General features: G+C 37.1%; 15 protein-coding genes. 7 read left to right on the plus strand and 8 right to left on the minus strand.

Annotated features, from left to right (window positions below; translation table 11 throughout):
* Positions 1-80: 80 nt before the first annotated feature.
* The 3 genes from D2K62_RS03955 to pulA all read right to left on the minus strand — a co-directional run bounded on the left by D2K62_RS03955 (position 81) and on the right by pulA (position 6,093).
* Entirely contained in the window at positions 81-1,571 is a 1,491-nt protein-coding gene (locus D2K62_RS03955; protein ID WP_117160938.1) for an HD domain-containing phosphohydrolase, read from the minus strand.
* Between the two features lie 77 nt (positions 1,572-1,648).
* Positions 1,649-2,863 carry an EAL domain-containing protein gene (locus tag D2K62_RS03960; protein ID WP_117160939.1) on the minus strand — a complete coding sequence of 405 codons (1,215 nt, stop codon included), beginning with the start codon at positions 2,861-2,863 and terminating at the stop codon, positions 1,649-1,651.
* A 1,124-nt stretch (positions 2,864-3,987) separates the two neighbouring features.
* The gene (gene pulA / locus D2K62_RS03970) at positions 3,988-6,093 is read right to left on the minus strand and encodes a type I pullulanase (protein WP_117160940.1); all 2,106 of its coding nucleotides are present in this window, start codon (positions 6,091-6,093) and stop codon (positions 3,988-3,990) included.
* A 306-nt stretch (positions 6,094-6,399) separates the two neighbouring features.
* Between pulA and glgB the strand changes: the two genes are divergently transcribed.
* From glgB to D2K62_RS04005, 7 genes are all read left to right on the plus strand, one after another.
* Positions 6,400-8,313 (plus strand): 1,4-alpha-glucan branching protein GlgB, encoded by a 1,914-nt coding sequence (gene glgB / locus D2K62_RS03975; RefSeq protein WP_117160941.1) that lies wholly within the window; start codon positions 6,400-6,402, stop codon positions 8,311-8,313.
* Positions 8,314-8,315: 2 nt separating this feature from the next.
* On the plus strand, positions 8,316-9,449 hold the full coding sequence (locus D2K62_RS03980; RefSeq protein WP_112180567.1) for a glucose-1-phosphate adenylyltransferase: 1,134 nt from the start codon (positions 8,316-8,318) through the stop codon (positions 9,447-9,449).
* Positions 9,450-9,462: 13 nt separating this feature from the next.
* Complete coding sequence (gene glgD, locus D2K62_RS03985; RefSeq protein ID WP_112180566.1) at positions 9,463-10,569, plus strand: glucose-1-phosphate adenylyltransferase subunit GlgD; 1,107 nt, start codon at positions 9,463-9,465, stop codon at positions 10,567-10,569.
* A gap of 23 nt (positions 10,570-10,592) precedes the next feature.
* The gene (locus D2K62_RS03990) at positions 10,593-12,017 is read left to right on the plus strand and encodes a glycogen synthase (RefSeq protein ID WP_117149487.1); all 1,425 of its coding nucleotides are present in this window, start codon (positions 10,593-10,595) and stop codon (positions 12,015-12,017) included.
* Positions 12,018-12,051: 34 nt separating this feature from the next.
* Positions 12,052-14,481, plus strand: a complete 2,430-nt coding sequence (locus D2K62_RS03995) for a glycogen/starch/alpha-glucan phosphorylase (protein ID WP_117160942.1) — start codon at positions 12,052-12,054, stop codon at positions 14,479-14,481.
* 151 nt (positions 14,482-14,632) lie between these two features.
* Positions 14,633-15,616: a GMP reductase gene (gene guaC, locus D2K62_RS04000; RefSeq protein WP_117160943.1), complete on the plus strand. Its 984-nt coding sequence runs from the start codon at positions 14,633-14,635 to the stop codon at positions 15,614-15,616.
* A 301-nt stretch (positions 15,617-15,917) separates the two neighbouring features.
* Entirely contained in the window at positions 15,918-16,364 is a 447-nt protein-coding gene (locus tag D2K62_RS04005; RefSeq protein ID WP_112180562.1) for a hypothetical protein, read from the plus strand.
* Positions 16,365-16,455: 91 nt separating this feature from the next.
* On the opposite strand, the gene D2K62_RS04010 is transcribed toward D2K62_RS04005, so the two are convergent.
* From D2K62_RS04010 to D2K62_RS04030, 5 genes are all read right to left on the minus strand, one after another.
* Complete coding sequence (locus tag D2K62_RS04010; RefSeq protein ID WP_117160944.1) at positions 16,456-17,064, minus strand: flavin reductase family protein; 609 nt, start codon at positions 17,062-17,064, stop codon at positions 16,456-16,458.
* 102 nt (positions 17,065-17,166) lie between these two features.
* On the minus strand, positions 17,167-17,412 hold the full coding sequence (locus tag D2K62_RS04015) for an alpha/beta-type small acid-soluble spore protein (protein ID WP_112180560.1): 246 nt from the start codon (positions 17,410-17,412) through the stop codon (positions 17,167-17,169).
* A 105-nt stretch (positions 17,413-17,517) separates the two neighbouring features.
* Positions 17,518-17,982, minus strand: coding sequence for a hypothetical protein (locus D2K62_RS04020; RefSeq protein WP_112180559.1), 465 nt, complete (start codon positions 17,980-17,982; stop codon positions 17,518-17,520).
* 49 nt (positions 17,983-18,031) lie between these two features.
* Positions 18,032-18,454, minus strand: coding sequence for a FosM family fosfomycin resistance protein (fosM, locus tag D2K62_RS04025; RefSeq protein ID WP_112180558.1), 423 nt, complete (start codon positions 18,452-18,454; stop codon positions 18,032-18,034).
* Positions 18,455-18,532: 78 nt separating this feature from the next.
* Positions 18,533-18,910 carry a hypothetical protein gene (locus tag D2K62_RS04030; RefSeq protein ID WP_112180557.1) on the minus strand — a complete coding sequence of 126 codons (378 nt, stop codon included), beginning with the start codon at positions 18,908-18,910 and terminating at the stop codon, positions 18,533-18,535.
* Positions 18,911-19,039: the final 129 nt, after the last annotated feature.

Consider the following 19,039-nt stretch of genomic DNA (forward strand, 5'->3'; position numbering starts at 1 on the left):
TTTGCATGATTTGGTGATTTTTCCCCATCTACTTATAAAAAAACAGGGTGCCGACTACTACTTTGTCGTTACCCTGTTTTTTATTTATCTTGTCCGTGTTGTGTTAAAAAGATTGATACACACTCAGCGTCCCATTGTGTTCCTGCTCCACCTCTTATAATGTCATATGCACGCTCTTTTGGCATTGCATTTCGGTATGGCCTGTTTGAGGTCATCGCATCAAATGCATCTGCCACTGCAATAATCCGACCGAACAATGGAATGGCTTCTCCTTTTAACTGATCAGGATACCCCTTCCCATCAAACCGTTCATGATGTGATCTAACACCAGGCAACATTTGCTCCATTGCTTCTTGTGGTTTAACTTGTTTAAGAATATTTTCACCCAAAACTGGATGTGCTTGTATTTTAGTAAACTCTTCGTCTGTTAATTTACCATCTTTCAGCAAAACACTATCTTCTACACCTATTTTACCAATGTCATGAAGAAGACCCGTTTTGCGTAAAAGAATTAATTCCGTTTCATCTAGACCCATTTCTTTTCCTATTTTCACTGCATTTTGTGAAACCCGTATCGAATGACCAGCTGTATATGGATCGCGTGCATCCAATGCTGCAGCCAAAGTGGTAATAAAACTTTCTAAAAGTTCTTGATTAATCGTGTCTTTATCCTTTAAAGAGATGACCATGTGATTAAATCCATCGATTAGTTTTGAAAAATCATTGGAATAATTATCTTGTGCACCTACTGCTAAGTTACCTTCCTGTACTTTTTTCATCGAAACTTGTAATTCTGTTATTGGATCTTGAATTGATTTAGCAAATAACCATGCACTCAAAGAGGCGAACAACATACTCATGACAATAATTGCTCCAGCCCAATTCCAATAATCAGCGGCTATTTCAGGTGCCACCTCTTCTAAGCGAATTTGAGCAGCTACCGTAAATAATAAGATTGGTGATACACCAATTACTAAAGCACTAGCTATTAACGTTTTTCTAATTGTTACAAATATATACCCATGTGTAGATAGTTCAACTTGGTGCATCGTCCTTGCCTTTTTTCTTATATCAGCTAAAACTGGTTTAATCGCCTCAATGCTCAAGTAATATTCAACAAGTCCATGCATAACGGCAACTAAGGCAGATCCAATATACGCATATACCACATATTGATAAGAAACGTGTAAGATCCCCATTTGAATAAATAGAATAGAGATAGCTCCAGCTGGAATCGAAAACCCAAGGAAATGAGGTAACAAAATTCTACGCACAGTTAAAAATGGAAAGCGATGTGTTTGTTTATACGCTGCAGTAATTTCTTCCATCGAAAGTTCCCTATCAGACGTCGCAAACTTAATCAAGTGTAAATCTTTATGTAGCACATATAATTCCGCCCCCATCATGATAACAAGCGAAAGAAGAATCGTAGCGAGCATAACAGATAGCTCAACTTCAGGTATTTCTAACGTTGTAAAGATAAACGTCCCTCCGACAAGTAAGACAGCAACAAAGGAACCAAGTAAATAATTTATAATAATACGCCGGACAAACTGGTGATAAACGTGCATCAATACACCTACTTCTTCTGTTTATAAATGGCGAAAGTTCCGCATGGTTTAGCGGAATCTTCTTTATGTGTTAATGATCAAATTAATAAACATTCATTCTCATAAATAAATGTATATTGTATATCGATAAATAAATAGTATGAGCTAGATAGTGGATAACTAAATGTTCGGATTAATTCTCTTGTCTCAATATCGGAGTATATATCAGATAATATGCCTTTTTTCCATATTTTCATTTGCATCATGTTTTCTAAAAAGTACGGGCGAAATGCCCAGTTTGATCCTTTACGATCAGATTCAATTTCCCAACTTGTAGATTGTTTTCTAAAGTTAGCGGACACTTGTTGCCCATTACTATCACAAACGTACATCCGGAAGCTTTCTTGATTAAAGTTACTCGTTACCACCTCTATAAAGCCATCAACATTTTCCGGGTCTTTCCACTGTGGTAGTAACTGTTTCAGTTTTTCTTCCCAAGACAAAATATAACCTAAACGCTCTTCAATCAATGATTTCTCCCGTTGGATATATTCCGAAACTTTTTTACTAATACTTACGTTTACTGTCTCGGTCGAACCAAGTTCAAAAGCCGGTTTAGCTAAATAGAAGCCTTGATAATAACGGCCACCATTTTTCCATGCAAAGTATTGCAAGAAATCATCTTCAATATTCTCGAACAATAATGCTGCACCAATCCGATGCGCTAGCATTGCAAGTGAATACATAATATCTTGAAATCCTTTTTCTTTATAGCTACCAATTATGCGTGTATCTATTTTTAACATATGCGGCTCCAGTTGGCGAATCCGATCGATATTAGCACTTTTAGCACCGACATGATCAATCGCAATCTGAATGCCATATGTTTTATAATAAAGTAATAAGTGATTTATATTTTCAAAATCTTCATCTATGTCTTCTTCTGTCACTTCAATCACAATTCGATTCATTGCAAAGCCTTCTTTTTCAAACTTTTGTAATGCTTGCAATAAATCTTCTCCATCATTCAGTAGTAATTGCTTTGCATTACGATTAATACATAAAAAAGACGTTTGATCTGATGCCAACATTTCTCTAATTGCAATATGTAAGAGATGTTGATCAACTTCAACTTTAAATTCATCTGGTACTTCTATATCGTGAAAAAAATCGCCTAAACTTACCCATTCTTCGCCATTATAAAAACGGCCTAATACTTCATAACCCGTTATCGAATGGGTAATCGCACTAAAAATGGGCTGGTACGCTGGTTTTACATGATCTAAATTACCGACAATATCTAGTGGATCCATGTCTTTCCCCTCCTTTACAACACTACTATTGTATCATAATTAGCAACAAAAATTTCATTCACAGCTTTTCATTTTGATAATTATCAGAAAATTTAAACAACAGATAAAAATGGGAAAGGGAGCAATGATCGCTATCATCATTGCTCCCTACATATTTACTTATCTATTTTAGTATATATTTTTTTAAAATAGCGATAAAACACGTAATTTAATAAAACACCTATAACCAAGAGAACTTCCACAACAATTAATAGTGGATTATTTTCGAACCTTGTAACTAGCAAATAACCAAATCCTAAACATACGAGTAACTGAAAGCCACCCATTACTAAAAAAATCTTATATTTGAAAAAATCTTTCAATTTTAAAAGCCCCCAACTAATAGTAATAACTTCTTTTACTATATTAGCATAATTGATCAACTTTCGCAGAGTGAATCAGTCATTTAAGTATTGGTATTACTAGTAGTTGACTTCACACTTCTTTTAAAATCATCTTACGAACTTGAGAGAAACTCTGTGGTGAGAGTCTTATAAATTTTAGACACGCTACGGTAGCAAATGGTCTCCCTTTCCGTGGACACAACCTTAGCTATCTATAGAAGCAAATGTTTTAGGTGGGTCGAGTAATCGCAGGCCCAAAGAACGCTTCTATAGAGAATCTTCGGTTTGTGGGATTGCGATTACTCATCCCCCCCTAAAACATTTGCTGTTCCCACAGGAGTGTCAACCACTTGCTACCTTCGCGGGATAAGTGCATCTTTTTTTATAGAGGTGATAAAATCACTATTCATTTTTTCTTACGCTTGCTTTAGTTACCCATTAATTACGAATAATAGCGTCTTTTACGCAATTTCAATTAACGGACTAAACCTAAACCTAGCGTATCAAGCGAAATGGGTGACACTCCTGCAGGAACAGAGCGAGCTGAAGATCCACTCGGAAAGCGTTCTTTGCTTATCCGAGTTAGCTGAAGCCGTGCCTGCGGAAAGGGAGCCCATTTCGCTTGAGGAGCGGGGCATAAGTTCTGTTATATTGTGAACACAGCCAACGATCAGCTTATTTTTTAAGCGAGAAAGTTGAGTAATTATACCTGTTGGCTAGATTTTTTATCATATGCTTTTATCAGCGTCTTTCTTTTTTTAAAACAGCTAACTCATAACCTTGAATAACTACACATGAATCTAACAGGCAACTTATTTCCGTTACTACTTGTGAGTGATTACTAAGTGACTTTTCCCATCTACCAAGGGCAGGCATTTCTATTTGAATTTTATCATTGGTTGGGTTTATAAAAACAACCAAATCTTCATCCGCTCCCGCTAATAGAAATCCAAACACTGGGTTTGGAGAGTGAATGATATGCAAACGATGTTCCATTTCTACTACATTTCCAATTTGAAATAAATGAGATGCTTTTCTAAATTGAATTAAGCGTCTTACCCATTGCACATTGTGCTCCTCTCTCCCGCGCTGCGACCAATCCAATTGATTAATCTTATCACCTGAGAGATAGCTATTTTCGTCACCATTCTTTGTGCGAAAAAATTCTTGACCTGCATGAATAAATGGGATACCTTGGCTTAGAAGGGTTAATCCTGTTGCTAATTGATGCATGTATTGTTTATCTTTATCTGAAGTTGTCGGATTGGACAGAACGAATCGATCCCACAACGTATGATTATCATGACACTCGACATAATTAACCGATTGAAACGGATTGGAAAACAATCGATCGCCAAATCGTTCGTCACTGGAACCGGCAACGAGCTGAGGTAATTTCTCGATATATGTGCCATAACCATTCACATAACCTGTATTTAATTGATCAAATAACGTTCCTTTTATTGCGTCACGAAATCTGTCATTAAAAAAACTAATACCTTGCAAGTGATCACTTTGAGCCATGGAAGATTTCTGTTCAGGTAAAAGTGGTGTATCTAATTCCCATCCTTCACCTAGCAATAGAATTGGACGGTCTTCTTGGTTGCATCGATTCTGAATCGCCTGCATCGTTTGTATGTCAATTACCCCCATTAAATCAAAACGAAAACCGTCGACACGGTATTCCTTTAACCAATAATCGACACATTCCAGAATAAACTTGCGAACCATTCTTCTCTCTGTTGCAAGATCGTTTCCTGTGCCTGTCGCGTCGCTAACTGTATCATCCGTTTGGTATCGAAAAAAGTAGCCTGGTAACACTTTTTCAAAATTAGAATTTCCGAAATCATAGACGTGATTAAAGACGACATCTAAAATGACGGACAATCCCTCTTTGTGAAAGGAATGAATCATTTCTTTGCATTCTTTCACACGTAACACTGGGTCTGTTGCATCTGTTGCGAAACTTCCTTCCGGCACAAAGTATTGGAGTGGATCATAGCCCCAATTGTAGCTTTCACTAGGATTTAATTCATCTACTCGCGCAAAATCCTGCAGTGGCAGGAATTGAACATGTGTACAGCCTAATTCACTTATATAAGACAAACCTGTTGAATAACCCGCAGGATTTGTCGTGTTCAATTCTGTTAGTCCAAGAAATTTGCCTCGATGGCTTTTACTGATCCCACTTTCTACCGAGCTTGTCGCATCACGAACGTGAAGCTCGTAAATAATTGCATCTGCTTTTGACACAGGCGCATAGGTATGGGTTCGAAAACCTTCTGGATCTGTTCTGCGAAGATCTAAAACAACGCCTTCTTCACTGTTTGCCGTCATACCTTTTGCATAGGGATCGTTGATCTGTTGTTTTTCACCATTTACTGTAGCTAAAAAATAATAACGTGCTAAATGATAGTTGCCACGCACGGTAACTGTCCAAACACCTCTTGTTTCTTTATACATGATGTGTGCTTTCTCATTTAAGACTAGCACCATATTTGTCGCTGTCGGTGCCCAAATCGAAAAGGACGTTTTTCTACGACCATACTGCGCGCCAAGTTTCGTATCACTTGCATCATATTTTTTCTCAAAAGCGACCGCACGTACAATCCCTCTTGGATGGATTTGAAGCTCCATGTCTTGCCAATATAACATCATATCCTCTTCACAATCTACGCTTTGCTTCAGTATGATTGTTGCTACCTTTTCATTCCATTCCGTTGATTCGATCTCAAAGTTTCGCTGCTTGTTTTTTATAACTGGGTTTATTGTCGTTTGTTCTGGAATCTCTTTAAATTCGACACGTATTTTATTTGTATCATCTAACCAAGCGCAGCTTTTTTTCATTTGTTTGTCCTCATTTCTACTTACTAGATAATCTCAAATTAGGTTATAAAACATCGATCAAAAACGTATATCTAACAATAAGAGAACTGTTCCACTGCAAATGATTATGCGAGCACAAGCTAAATTATTTCTGTTTTATAATGTGTGTTCATAAAGTCCTTAAATTAGAAGCTAGCAGGTCGAGGCGGTAAAGTTTCTGATGAACGGAAGAATGAGCCAACTAAGCGATGTGCCGCTTACCATTTGAGGCCTTTTTGAACATTCTCTTATACCATTTCACTAAAAAAGAGTGTCCAGGGGGGTTCCATGTCAACTTTTACATCTGACTCAGACGTGTTTTTATTTCATCAAGGCACTAACTATTATAGTCATCAATTACTCGGTTGCCACCAGAAAATACAAAACAATATAAAAGGACTACGTTTCGTTGTCTGGGCACCCCATGCCGTTTCATTAAGTGTTGTTGGCGATTTTAACGACTGGACTGGTAATGACTATCCGTTAGAACGGATTAATTCAGCAGGACTTTGGATAGGCTTTTTCACTACAATCATGCCAAATGTATGCTATAAATACCAGATCACAACGTCAGATGGTTCGATTTTATTAAAAGCAGATCCATATGCACAACAAGCTGAAGTTCGACCACGCACTGCTTCAATCACACCTAATTCTGAGCTGTATATGTGGAATGATGCAGCGTGGCAACAGAAAAAACAAACGTATTATTCCTATCGTGAACCAATTCTTATTTATGAGATGCACCTCGGCTCGTGGCGAACAAAAGAAGATGGTAGCCTTTATTCTTATCAAGAAATAGCCGAACAATTGATTCCGTATATAAAAGATCTTGGTTATACACATATTGAATTACTACCTCTTGCAGAACATCCATTTGATTTATCATGGGGCTATCAAATTACTGGCTACTATGCGGTGACAAGTCGTTTCGGCAGCCCAAATGATTTCAAATATTTCGTTGATCAGTGCCATCAAAACAATATTGGTGTGATCATGGACTGGGTACCTGGCCATTTTTGTAAAGATGCCCATGGACTAAGGCAATTTGATGGAGAGGCTTTATACGAATACAGTGATACAAGTAAGGCAGAAAAAAAATCATGGGGTACGCTTACCTTTGATTTTGGTCGACCAGAAGTACAAAGTTTTCTTATCTCAAATGCAATTTTTTGGTTAGACACGTATCACATCGATGGACTTAGAATTGATGCGGTTGCTAGTATGGTTTTTTTAAATTTTGATCGGCAAGATGAGGAAGAAAAGCTGAAGAATAGTTTTGGAGGCGATGAAAATTTAGAAGCGCTTGCGTTCCTAAAGAAATTGAATGAAGTTGTCTTTAAGTTTTCCCCAAATGTATTAATGATGGCGGAAGATAGCTCAGACCTTCCTGGTATTAGCAAACCTACCTATCTTGGTGGTCTTGGTTTTAATTTCAAATGGGATATGGGATGGATGAACGATTTCCTTACCTATATGGAATATGATCCTGTTTATCGGAAATGGCACCATAATCTTCTAACATTTTCATTTATGTATATGTACAGTGAAAACTTTGTCCTACCACTTTCACATGATGAAGTTGTCCACGGAAAGCGTTCCTTGTTAAATAAAATGCCAGGTGATAGGTGGCAACAATTTGCTAACCTACGATTACTTTACGGCTTTATGATGGTACATCCAGGTAAAAAGTTACTCTTTATGGGGGGCGAATTTGGTCAGTATATCGAATGGCGAGATCAACATGAGCTCGATTGGTTACTGTTGGAATACCCGCTTCATGCCCAATTACTTGACTATGTTAAAGCACTCAATCATTTCTATCGTAAGACACCTGCGCTTTTTAAACTAGACCATGACCCAAAAGGATTTGAATGGATTGATGCAGATAACGTTGATCAAAGTATCATTGCGTTTAAGCGAAAAAGTGATAAGCATTCCGAAGCTGTTTATATCCTATGCAATTTCACACCACACGTTTACTACGATTACAAAATTGGCGTTACAGAACCAGGAAAATACCAAGAAATATTTAATTCTGACTCCTCTATTTATGGTGGTTCAAATCAATGTAATACAGACTTACACGACAGTTTTCCAACAGAATGGCATGGCTGTGCAAACCATATTAAAGTAAAAGTTCCACCTTTAGCCATATCTGTTTTTAAAAACTATCAGGTCTTATCTTTGGAGGTAGATTGACCATGAAAAAAGAATGTGTGACGATGCTACTAGCGGGTGGTGTTGGAAAGCGATTAGGATTATTAACGAAGAATCTTGCAAAACCCGCTGTTCCTTTTGGTGGAAGATATCGCATTATCGACTTTGCTTTAAGCAATTGCTTAAACTCCCATATGCATACAGTTGGGGTACTTACCCAGTATTCTCCACTTGAACTTCATAAGCATATCGGTGTGGGAAAACCGTGGGATTTAGACCGGATGCATGATGGATTAACAACCCTTTCCCCTTTTATCGAGAACAATGGTGGGAACTGGTACCTTGGCACTGCCGATGCAATCACCAAAAACATTAATTATATTGAAGGCTATGATCCTGAGTATCTACTCGTCATCTCTGGTGACCACATTTACCATATGGATTATGATAAATTATTACAGCACCACAAAGAGAACGAGGCAGATGTGACCATTTCCGTTCTTGAAGTGCCATGGAAAGAAACCTATCGATTTGGCATACTGAATACAACAGATGATTTACGAATCTATCAGTTTGACGAAAAACCAGTCCATGCGACTAGTAATCTGGCATCAATGGGAATCTATATTTTTAATTGGAAAGTCTTAAAAGAATACCTTCTGCAAGATGCAAAAATAGAAGATTCTGAACATGACTTCGGCAAGAATATCTTACCAACAATGCTCGCCGATGATCGCTATCTTTGTGCCTACCGTTTTGAAGGCTATTGGAAAGATGTTGGTACCATTCAAAGTTATTGGGAAGCACATATGGACTTGTTTGATAAGGATTTAGCACAGTTATTAAGTAATAAAGACTGGTCAATCTATTCCCATGATTCGCAATTTCCACCACAACTTATTCACGAGCATGCACTTATTCGACGCTCCCTCGTAAATAATGGCTGCATAGTGGCTGGAACTGTTGAAGAATCCGTTTTGTTTGAGAATGTTGTCATCGATGCGGGAGCGGTTATTCGCCAAGCAATCATTCTTCCAGGTGTTCGTATTGGGGAAAATGTCCAACTAGAACGTGTGATAGTTCAAGAAAACGTCTCCATCCCTGCTGGAACGAAAATCATTTCAAATCCAGACGAAGAACCAATTGTGCTATCAAATGAAAAGATAAAAGCAATGTGAGGAGGTGCATAGAATGGACACAATGATGGGTTTAATTAATTTAGAGCATGAACAAGATTTCTTAGATGAATTAACCTATTTTCGCAGTGGGGCTTCTGTACCGTTCGCTGGACGTTACCGCTTAATTGATTTCACTTTATCTAATATGGTCCGCTCCAACATTCAAGAAGTTGCCGTTTTTGCTAGAAGTAAATACCGCTCCCTTATGGACCATCTTGGGTCTGGAGCAGATTGGGACTTAGATAGACGACATGGCGGTCTATTTATACTCCCACCAGATTGGAACGATCCGACCGATATTTCTAAAGGAGATTTAAAACATTTCCACAACAACATCGATTATTTTAAACGTGGGAAATCAGACTATGTCTTAATAAGTGGAAGTCAATTCATTTCAAATACAGTTTATCATGATCTTTTCCAGTTCCACCTTGAAAGAAAAGCAGATGTAACACTTTTAACAACAACTTACGAAAATTTGCTCCCAGAACATGGAGCTTGCATGAAGGTAGACAAAGATGCGGATGCATGGGTAACAGGTCTTTCAAATGATAGCAAGAACCCTTGTGTTTTCACTGGGGTTTATGTCCTACACAGGGACCTCTTACTCCAACTCGTTGATGAGTGTATTGCCCATTACAAAGGTCATTTCTTTTTGGATGGGATAAAAGCAAATTTAGATCGACTACACATACAGTCTTATCAATATGATGGTTACAGTGCAATTGTTAACTCTGTATCGAGTTATTATCGAAATAATATGGCTTTACTTGATGATAAAGCCTATAAAAAATTATTTTTTACTGGGGAACATGTATTGACTAAGGTTGGGAATCAGGCACCAACAACGTACCATGATCAAGCAGACGTCACAAATTCTTTAATTGCAACCGGTTGTGAGATTAATGGAGAAGTAGCTAACAGTATTTTATTTCGCGGTGTCAAAGTTAACGCACGAGCGGTGATTAAGAATTCTATCATTATGCAACGTTGCATCATTGAAGATGGTGCCCACTTGGAAAATGTGATTTTAGATAAAGATGTAACGATAACAAATGATCAAGCACTTCACGGCGCCAAAGAACAACCTTTCGTGATCGCAAAGAGAAGAAAAGTTTAAAATTTGGAAAGGAGCACGAACGAATGGTTCATGATATTTTATTTGTTGCTTCTGAGTGTACCCCTTTTGTGAAAACAGGCGGTTTAGCAGATGTGGTTGGCTCCTTGCCACAGGCGCTCAATCAAAATAAAAACATAAACGTGTGCGTTATCCTGCCACTTTATCAAGAAGTTATCGATAAGTGGCAGGATGAATTAGAAGAAGTTGCCTCTGTTTTTGTACCAGTTGGTTGGCGTGATCAGGAGGCAAGTCTCTATAAATTAACCCACCAAGATATCGTCTATTATTTCATTGGAAACGACTACTACTTTACCCGTAAAGGTGTCTATGGATATTATGACGATGGGGAACGCTTTGTTTTTTTCTGTCAAGCTGTAATCGACGCGATTCCAAAACTAGAATTCCAGCCCACCATTCTTCACGCCCATGACTGGCAAGCAGGTTTAGCACTAGCATTCGCAAAAATCCAGCAACCCATTAAGGACATAAAGACTGTCTTCACGATCCACAATATTAAGTATCAAGGTATCATGCAAATCGATGCCTACAACGATCTATTCAATTTACCAGCTGATCATATTAGTGGATTGGAATGGAATGGTCTAATAAATTGCATGAAAGCTGGCCTTTTTCATGCTGATAAAATTACGACCGTAAGCCCGAGCTATGCCGACGAAATTAAAACACCATATTACGGAGAAGGACTCTATCCACTTTTGAATGATCGTCATAACGATTTAGTTGGTATTATTAATGGCATTGACTTAAATGAATATGATCCAATGACCGACCCGCACCTTCCCTACAATTATGCGTATTCACGACTAAAGAAAAAAAAGAATAAAAAATACATCCAGGAAAAATTAGGCCTCCCGATTGATGAGGAAATACCTTTATATGTCATGGTCACCAGATTAGTTGAACAAAAGGGACTTCATTTAGTCGAGGCGATCATTGATACATTTTTACAAGAAAATGTGCAATTTGTCTTATTAGGCACTGGCGATTATTCATTCGAAAACTATTTCTACCATGCTGCAGAAAGAAATAAAGATAAATTAGTGTCCTATCTAAGCTTTGATGAAGGATTAGCACGACAACTCTACGCTGCAAGTGATTTCTTTGTCATGCCTTCCTTGTTCGAACCATGTGGATTGTCCCAACTGATCGCCTTGCAATATAAATCCATTCCCATTGTAAGAGAAACGGGAGGCTTAAAAGATACCGTAACGGCTTATAATGAAATAACAAGAGCTGGAAACGGATTTAGTTTCTCCAATTATAATGCACACGAATTGTTAGACGTCTTGCGCTATTCCTTAGAGATCTATCATGATCCAGATCAATGGGCTTCCTTACTAAAAAACAGTAACAAAAGTCAATTTGGCTGGACAGATTCCAGTCATGCATATGCTGATCTATATCAAACGTTAGTTGAGGATACGTAACAATTTCGTTTTTAAAAAAGGAGGCGTTTAGCCATTGCCAAAACCTACCGTCGATCAATTTATTGTGCTAATCAAAAATAAGTTGAAAAAGCTTTACAAGAAAAAAGTCAAAGAAGCATCACCGGATGAGATATATGCAGTAATATGTGCAATTGTTAACGACGAAATAACAAAAGATTGGCATCATACGGAAGCAGTCTATTCACATAGGAAACCAAAACAAGTTTATTATTTATCAATGGAATTTTTAATTGGACGCTTACTTAAAAGTAATTTATTAAATACAGGTATGTTAACTATATGTGATAATGCTTTAATCGCTCTTGATTTTACTCCTGAAACTATTTACAAGGAAGAACAAGATCCTGGTTTAGGAAATGGTGGACTCGGACGATTAGCTGCATGCTTTTTGGATTCGATGGCAACCCTACACTATCCAGGTCACGGCTTTGGCATTCGCTATCGCTATGGGATGTTTGAGCAGCGTTTTATTAACGGCTACCAAACAGAACTGCCAGACTATTGGCTAAAAGATCCGTATCCATGGGAAATGAGAAAAGCCGAAGAAGCGTTTGAAATACAGTTTGGCGGAACCGTTCATATGTTGGAACAAAGCGACGGAACTCTTGAATTTAAATATGATAATACCGATAAAGTATTAGCTGTTCCTTATGATGTGCCAATAGTTGGTTATGAAAATAAGGTCGTCAATACATTACGCTTATGGAACGCGGAACCAATACTCACAGCAAATCAGTCAATTACGGATAAGGATCAACCTTCCTATTATAAGGAATTAGAACATAATCACGCAATCGAGCAAATATCTGGTATGTTATATCCCGATGATTCGAACGACAGTGGCAAAAGATTACGAATTAAACAACAATATTTTCTTGTCGCCTCAAGTCTTAAAAAAATCATAACGGACTATAAAACAAACAACCGACTACCACTGACCCACCTCCCTCAAAAAGTGGTGATACAAATAAATGATACCCACCCAAGTCTGGCAATACCCGAACTAATGCGGATACTAATGGATGAAGAAGGATTAAGTTGGGATAAAGCTTGGCATATTACAACAGCTGTTTTTGCCTACACGAACCACACGATTATGCACGAAGCATTGGAGAAATGGCCCACCACAATGATGCAAAATTTACTACCTCGCCTCTATATGATTATTGTTGAAATTAATGAACGCTTTTGCCAAGGAATATGGTTCGATCACCCTGCATTACGCGACGAGATACCCGGTATGGCAATTATCGCAAATGATCAAATCCATATGGCACACCTTGCCATTATCGGCAGCTTTAGTGTGAATGGTGTTGCCAAATTGCATACAGATATTTTAAAAACACAAGAAATGAAAAACTTTTATAGTCTTTTTCCGGAACGCTTTAATAATAAAACAAACGGCATTACGCATCGACGCTGGCTACTAATGGCAAATCCACGTTTATCAGATCTCATTTCAGAAACAATTGGAAGGCGTTGGGAACGCAGGCCACGTGAATTGACCCACCTACTTCGTTATGCAAAAGACCAACCATTACTAGCGAAACTGGAAAACGTGAAGAAAAAGAATAAACAAGACTTAGCAACATATATCCACCAAACAACCGGCATTTTAGTAGATGATCAATCTATTTTTGACGTCCAAATCAAACGACTACATGAATACAAACGTCAATTACTCAGTATTTTTCACGTCATGTATTTGTATAATGAAATAAAAGAAAACCCTGCCTTAGATATCACACCACGAACATTTATTTTTGGTGCAAAAGCAGCACCAAGTTATTATTTCGCAAAAGAAGTAATTAAACTAATCAACACCGTTGCATCTGTTGTTAACCATGATCCTCAAGTGAAAGATAGACTTAAAGTAGTTTTTCTGGAAAATTACAACACCAGTTTAGCCGAAAAGATCATTCCTGCAGCAGACGTGAGTGAACAAATTTCAACAGCCGGGAAAGAAGCATCTGGAACTGGAAACATGAAGATGATGATGAATGGTGCCCTAACTATCGGAACATTAGACGGTGCAAATATTGAGATTAAGAACCAAGTTGGCGATTCTAATATATTCATTTTCGGCTTACAGGCTGAGGAAGTTTTTAGCTATTATCGAGATGGTTCTTACAATCCAAATGAAATCTATCAAAATGATGAACGTATAACGCAAATCATGGATCAACTGAGAAGTGGAGCATTCGGGCGGAACGTCGAATTTACCGATATTTATTACCACCTCCTTTCCACCAATGATCCATATTTCATCTTAAAAGATTTCGATAGCTATGTAGAAACGCAACAACTCGTTGACCGCAACTATCGCGATCCAAGTAAATGGTTTTCAAAAACACTGATCAACATCGCGCATTCTGGCAAATTCTCAAGCGACCGAACCATTCAAGAATACGCTACGGGAATTTGGAAGATACAAAAACAATAACGTTTGACAGCTTAAATAGTGATTCGTGATCAAATCATTTAATTTTTAAATAATTCCTTTTGACATGACGTTAAAAATAAGGTATATTACCAAATGGGCGAACGATTATTGTTAACCTTATATTTAATATTCGTATTTAGAGGTGTTTAAAATGGAAAATGTATTTGATTACGAAGATATTCAATTAGTTCCAGCAAAATGTGTCGTGAATAGTAGATCTGAATGTGATACATCTGTTACATTAGGTGGCTATCGCTTTAAATTACCAGTAGTTCCTGCAAACATGCAGACAATTATTGATGAAAAAATTGCTTTATATTTAGCCGAAAATGGTTATTTCTATATTATGCATCGTTTTGAAACAGACAAACGCACGGCTTTTATTAAGGATATGCAAACACGCAAATTAATCGCTTCGATTAGTGTCGGCGTAAAAGAAGAAGAATATCACTTTGTCGAGCAATTAGCGCAAGCAAAACTGATCCCTGAATTTATTACAATTGATATTGCACACGGTCATTCGAATGCTGTAATTGAAATGATTCAGCACATTAAAAAGCACTTGCCAACAACGTTTCTCATTGCAGGCAATGTCGGAACTCCCGAAGCGGTAAGAGAATTAGAACACGCAGGTGCTGATGCAACAAAAGTTGGCATCGGACCAGGAAAAGTATGTATTACTAAGATTAAAACAGGCTTTGGTACTGGTGGTTGGCAGTTAGCTGCACTACGTTGGTGTTCGAAAGCTGCAAGCAAACCAATTATTGCAGATGGTGGAATCAGAACCCACGGTGACATTGCAAAATCCGTTCGATTCGGCGCATCTATGGTCATGATTGGCTCTTTATTTGCTGGACACGAAGAATCACCAGGAGAAATTGTTGAACAAGACGGGAAACTTTTTAAAGAATACTTTGGCTCCGCTTCTGAATTTCAAAAAGGCGAGAAGAAAAATGTTGAAGGTAAAAAAATGCACGTTGAATACAAAGGACCGCTTCAAGATACATTAAATGAAATGGAGCAAGACCTCCAATCCTCCATCTCCTACTCAGGTGGGCGAAAATTAGAAGCAATTCGCAATGTCGACTATGTCGTTGTGAAAAACTCAATCTTCAACGGAGATAAAGTTTATTAAATCGTAAACGGGAAAGAACTAGTTTGTTAGTTCTTTCCCGTTTTTTAGCTTCCTTATTAGCATGCTTCCGTCGGATTATCACCTGCTTCCGCCGGATTACCACCTGCTTCCGTCGGATTACCGCCTGCTTCCGCCGGATTATCTCTCAAATACGATGCTTAGAATAGAGCTTTGACTTTACTTAGATAAGCATTTTCCACCAAAAAGAGTGCTATAAAAATTATATTAAGTTATACTTTTTTAATCGATTATTGTAGAGAAATGATATATAATTGAAAGGAAATGAGGAGGTGAATAAGAAATGGAAGAACGATTTGATCGCATGGAGAACATGCTTGGCCAGCTAATTACCATGGTTGGAGCGATGAGTAAAGAACAAAAGGAAATGAAAGCTGATATTACTGCTATCAAAGAAGAACAAATTCTTATGAAAGCGGATATTGCTGATATCAAAGAAGAACAAGCTTCTATGAAAGCAGATATTGCTCATATCAAAGATGAACAAACTTCTATGAAAGCTGATATTACTGCTATCAAAGAAGAACAAACTCTTATGAAAGCAGATATTGCTCATATCAAAGATGAACAAACTTCTATGAAAGCAGAGAACGAAGATAGACACGTAGAAGTTTTAAAAATGTTTTCAACGATGGAAGCGGATCACACCTTAATCTGGGGAAAAGCTGTCAACAACGAGCGCGATATTGCCAAAATGAAAACCCACGTTTTCCCTCACAACAACTTTTAGTTCAAACTCCCATAACAAAACGTACCAGATTAGGTACGCCTAATCTGGTGAATTTCATGCTACATATTAACTTCATACCCTAAACAAAAGCTTATTTAGGTCTCTCGATAGTAAAGATCTCTCCGATTTTCGCATAATCATTTCCTGCTAAACGACTAACAGCACCTAAACCGTGTGGATCAATTCTACCATCTTGATAAATCGCTTCATCTATGTGAAATTGGACTACTCTTCCAATCACTAAATCACATGTGGATTCTTTATCGCCCAATTCAATTACCTGTTCAAGCACACATTCCATACGAATTTTTGCTTCCTTCACACCTGGCACTGAAATCTTCGTACTTTCTATCTCAGTTAAATTTGCTAATTCAATTTCACTTTGATTAGGCGGTAGACTTGCTGCCGTTTGATTGATTTGGTCAACATTTTCCTGATCAACAATATGTACAACAAACTCACCTAACTCACTAATATTTCGTGCTGTATCCTTCCGCACGCCTTTTGCCCCTCGTTGTAAGGATATTGAAACTAATGGTGGATTAGCTGTTACCGCGTTAAAGTAACTAAATGGCGCACCATTTAATGTACCATCCTTTGCCTTCGTTGTTACAAAGGCAATTGGACGTGGAATGACACTCCCAATCAAAAACTTATAATTATCTCTTTCGCTATTTTCTGATGGCTCAATAGAAAGCATAGTGATACCCCTTTTTCATTTAATCGATTTAAAATTAGTATAACATGTATATGATAAGAGACTAAGCGCTGAATGACTCAGTGCTTAGTCTCTTACTTTCATCTATTTCATATTTTCCTTCGCCATTTTGACCATTTCCTTAACCATATTCCCACCGATGGAGCCGCCAACTTTGCCAGCATCCTTTGCTTTCATTTCACCATTGTAACCTCTCGTTAATTCAATTCCCTGTTCTTTAGCGATTTCATATTTTGCTTCTTGTTCCTTATTTACATTAGATAGTTTTGCTTTTAATTCATCTAAACCTATTCTTGCTTCTGGGACAAGTATCTTATTTCTTCTGGACACGTGCCTTCATCTCCTCTAATCTTTATGAACATAGTATCCCTAAAGATCAGCTAATTATAGATGCCAGTTTTAACAAGTCTTTCGTCAAAAAATCAAAGTGTTTTTTTACTCATTATACAAATCAAATGACTCTTCAAAATCGTCCCATTTAACGGTTACTTGTATCACTTCATCTTCTTGAATTTTTGCTCCACCCCTCGAACTGCCTCTATTAGTTGCTGCCTTTTTCGGACTGCCTAATTCATTACTATACGTAGTTCCCCCTCCACCACCATTGGAAGTTTCATATGAATAATTCAGCTGCTTGATTGATGCATATATACTTTTATCCCCAATAAAACTTAAAACGAATTGATCACTATCATCATGTGCGTAAGTTACTACCCCGTTCTCTTTATCCCAGACTTCTTTACCATTAACCGTGTATGCAGCTCGCCAATTTTCACTTTCACCTACAAAAGTATAGGCATAATTTGTGGTCTCACGATCTTCTTTAATCAAATGACTAGCTGTATAAATACCGATACCAACAAAAGCAATAAGTAAGATACACACTTTTAATAGCTTCATTTCTACCTCCCGAGAATATCCTTATCTCATTCTAATAATGGTGAAAATATCAATCAAAAAACGTCATATGATCCTTTTCTTGTTTATAATACGCTAGCCTGTCTTGAAGCGTTCCAGTATGAAACTCGAATTTATGACCATCTGGATCAGTAAAATAAATTGATTTTTTATCTCTCTTATCCCTTGGCCGTCCAGGTAAAATAGTTACATTACATGCTTTTAATTTTTCATATATAAGATCAAATTCCTCTTCTTTAATTGAGAAAGCAATATGTGTATAGGAGTCATGTATTTCATTACGCGGAATATCCTTTTCAACATTGAGAGCAAGCCAAATACCAGCCACTTCAAAATAAGCTGTACTTCTACCCCTCACTAATAATTTAGCATCAAATACTTTTTCGTAAAAATGGATAGATTTATCTAAGTCGGAAACAGAAAATAAAAAATGATTAAGACCTTCGATCGCCAATTAAAACACCACTTTCAGAATACTACTATTATACACATTCTTCATTAATATAGAATGAAATAAGATATATAATACCATTTATTGAATCAAATCATTTACAATTGCTATGTCAACTAAAATAATTACAATCGTTATAAAAATGTTGCTGTATATAAAAAATTGTTTTTCCCGAATGAACCATGAAACGATAGAGATTAAAGTGAATAATATTATTGAAGCTTGCAAGTTTTGAATTTTTATTTGTTTTTGTAATATTTCTAACATTTCCTCGGAATTCCCTATAAAGATTCCACTATTTGTTGGTTTTCCATACCAACTATAATCAGTAACTTGATAATCAGATGTCTCTTCAACATAAACAATATTTTTATAGCCTAATGAAGGCATATTAATTGAAAATGTAAAAAGAAATAACCCTACAATGAAGATTAATAAATAAGTTACACGTTTCTTCATTAATTTACCCCCTTCATTCAAGTGAAAGTCTAAGATAGTTTAAACACATTATTTTACAATTTACATAAATATTTTAACATGAATTTACTAATTAAATAAATTTTTAAATTGCATTCAACGGCACATATA

Origin of the sequence: Paraliobacillus sp. X-1268 (genome assembly GCF_003426095.1) — a bacterium.
Taxonomy (GTDB): domain Bacteria; phylum Bacillota; class Bacilli; order Bacillales; family Amphibacillaceae; genus Paraliobacillus_A; species Paraliobacillus_A zengyii.

What these genes read in the sequence shown, in the direction of transcription:
- D2K62_RS03955 (WP_117160938.1), bottom strand. Translation starts at nt 1,571, where the DNA reads ATGCACGTTTATCACCAGTTTGTCCGGCGTATTATTATAAATTATTTA.
- D2K62_RS03960 (WP_117160939.1), bottom strand. Translation starts at nt 2,863, where the DNA reads ATGGATCCACTAGATATTGTCGGTAATTTAGATCATGTAAAACCAGCG.
- pulA (WP_117160940.1), bottom strand. Translation starts at nt 6,093, where the DNA reads ATGAAAAAAAGCTGCGCTTGGTTAGATGATACAAATAAAATACGTGTC.
- glgB (WP_117160941.1), top strand. Translation starts at nt 6,400, where the DNA reads ATGTCAACTTTTACATCTGACTCAGACGTGTTTTTATTTCATCAAGGC.
- D2K62_RS03980 (WP_112180567.1), top strand. Translation starts at nt 8,316, where the DNA reads ATGAAAAAAGAATGTGTGACGATGCTACTAGCGGGTGGTGTTGGAAAG.
- glgD (WP_112180566.1), top strand. Translation starts at nt 9,463, where the DNA reads ATGGACACAATGATGGGTTTAATTAATTTAGAGCATGAACAAGATTTC.
- D2K62_RS03990 (WP_117149487.1), top strand. Translation starts at nt 10,593, where the DNA reads ATGGTTCATGATATTTTATTTGTTGCTTCTGAGTGTACCCCTTTTGTG.
- guaC (WP_117160943.1), top strand. Translation starts at nt 14,633, where the DNA reads ATGGAAAATGTATTTGATTACGAAGATATTCAATTAGTTCCAGCAAAA.
- D2K62_RS04005 (WP_112180562.1), top strand. Translation starts at nt 15,918, where the DNA reads ATGGAAGAACGATTTGATCGCATGGAGAACATGCTTGGCCAGCTAATT.
- D2K62_RS04010 (WP_117160944.1), bottom strand. Translation starts at nt 17,064, where the DNA reads ATGCTTTCTATTGAGCCATCAGAAAATAGCGAAAGAGATAATTATAAG.
- D2K62_RS04020 (WP_112180559.1), bottom strand. Translation starts at nt 17,982, where the DNA reads ATGAAGCTATTAAAAGTGTGTATCTTACTTATTGCTTTTGTTGGTATC.
- D2K62_RS04030 (WP_112180557.1), bottom strand. Translation starts at nt 18,910, where the DNA reads ATGAAGAAACGTGTAACTTATTTATTAATCTTCATTGTAGGGTTATTT.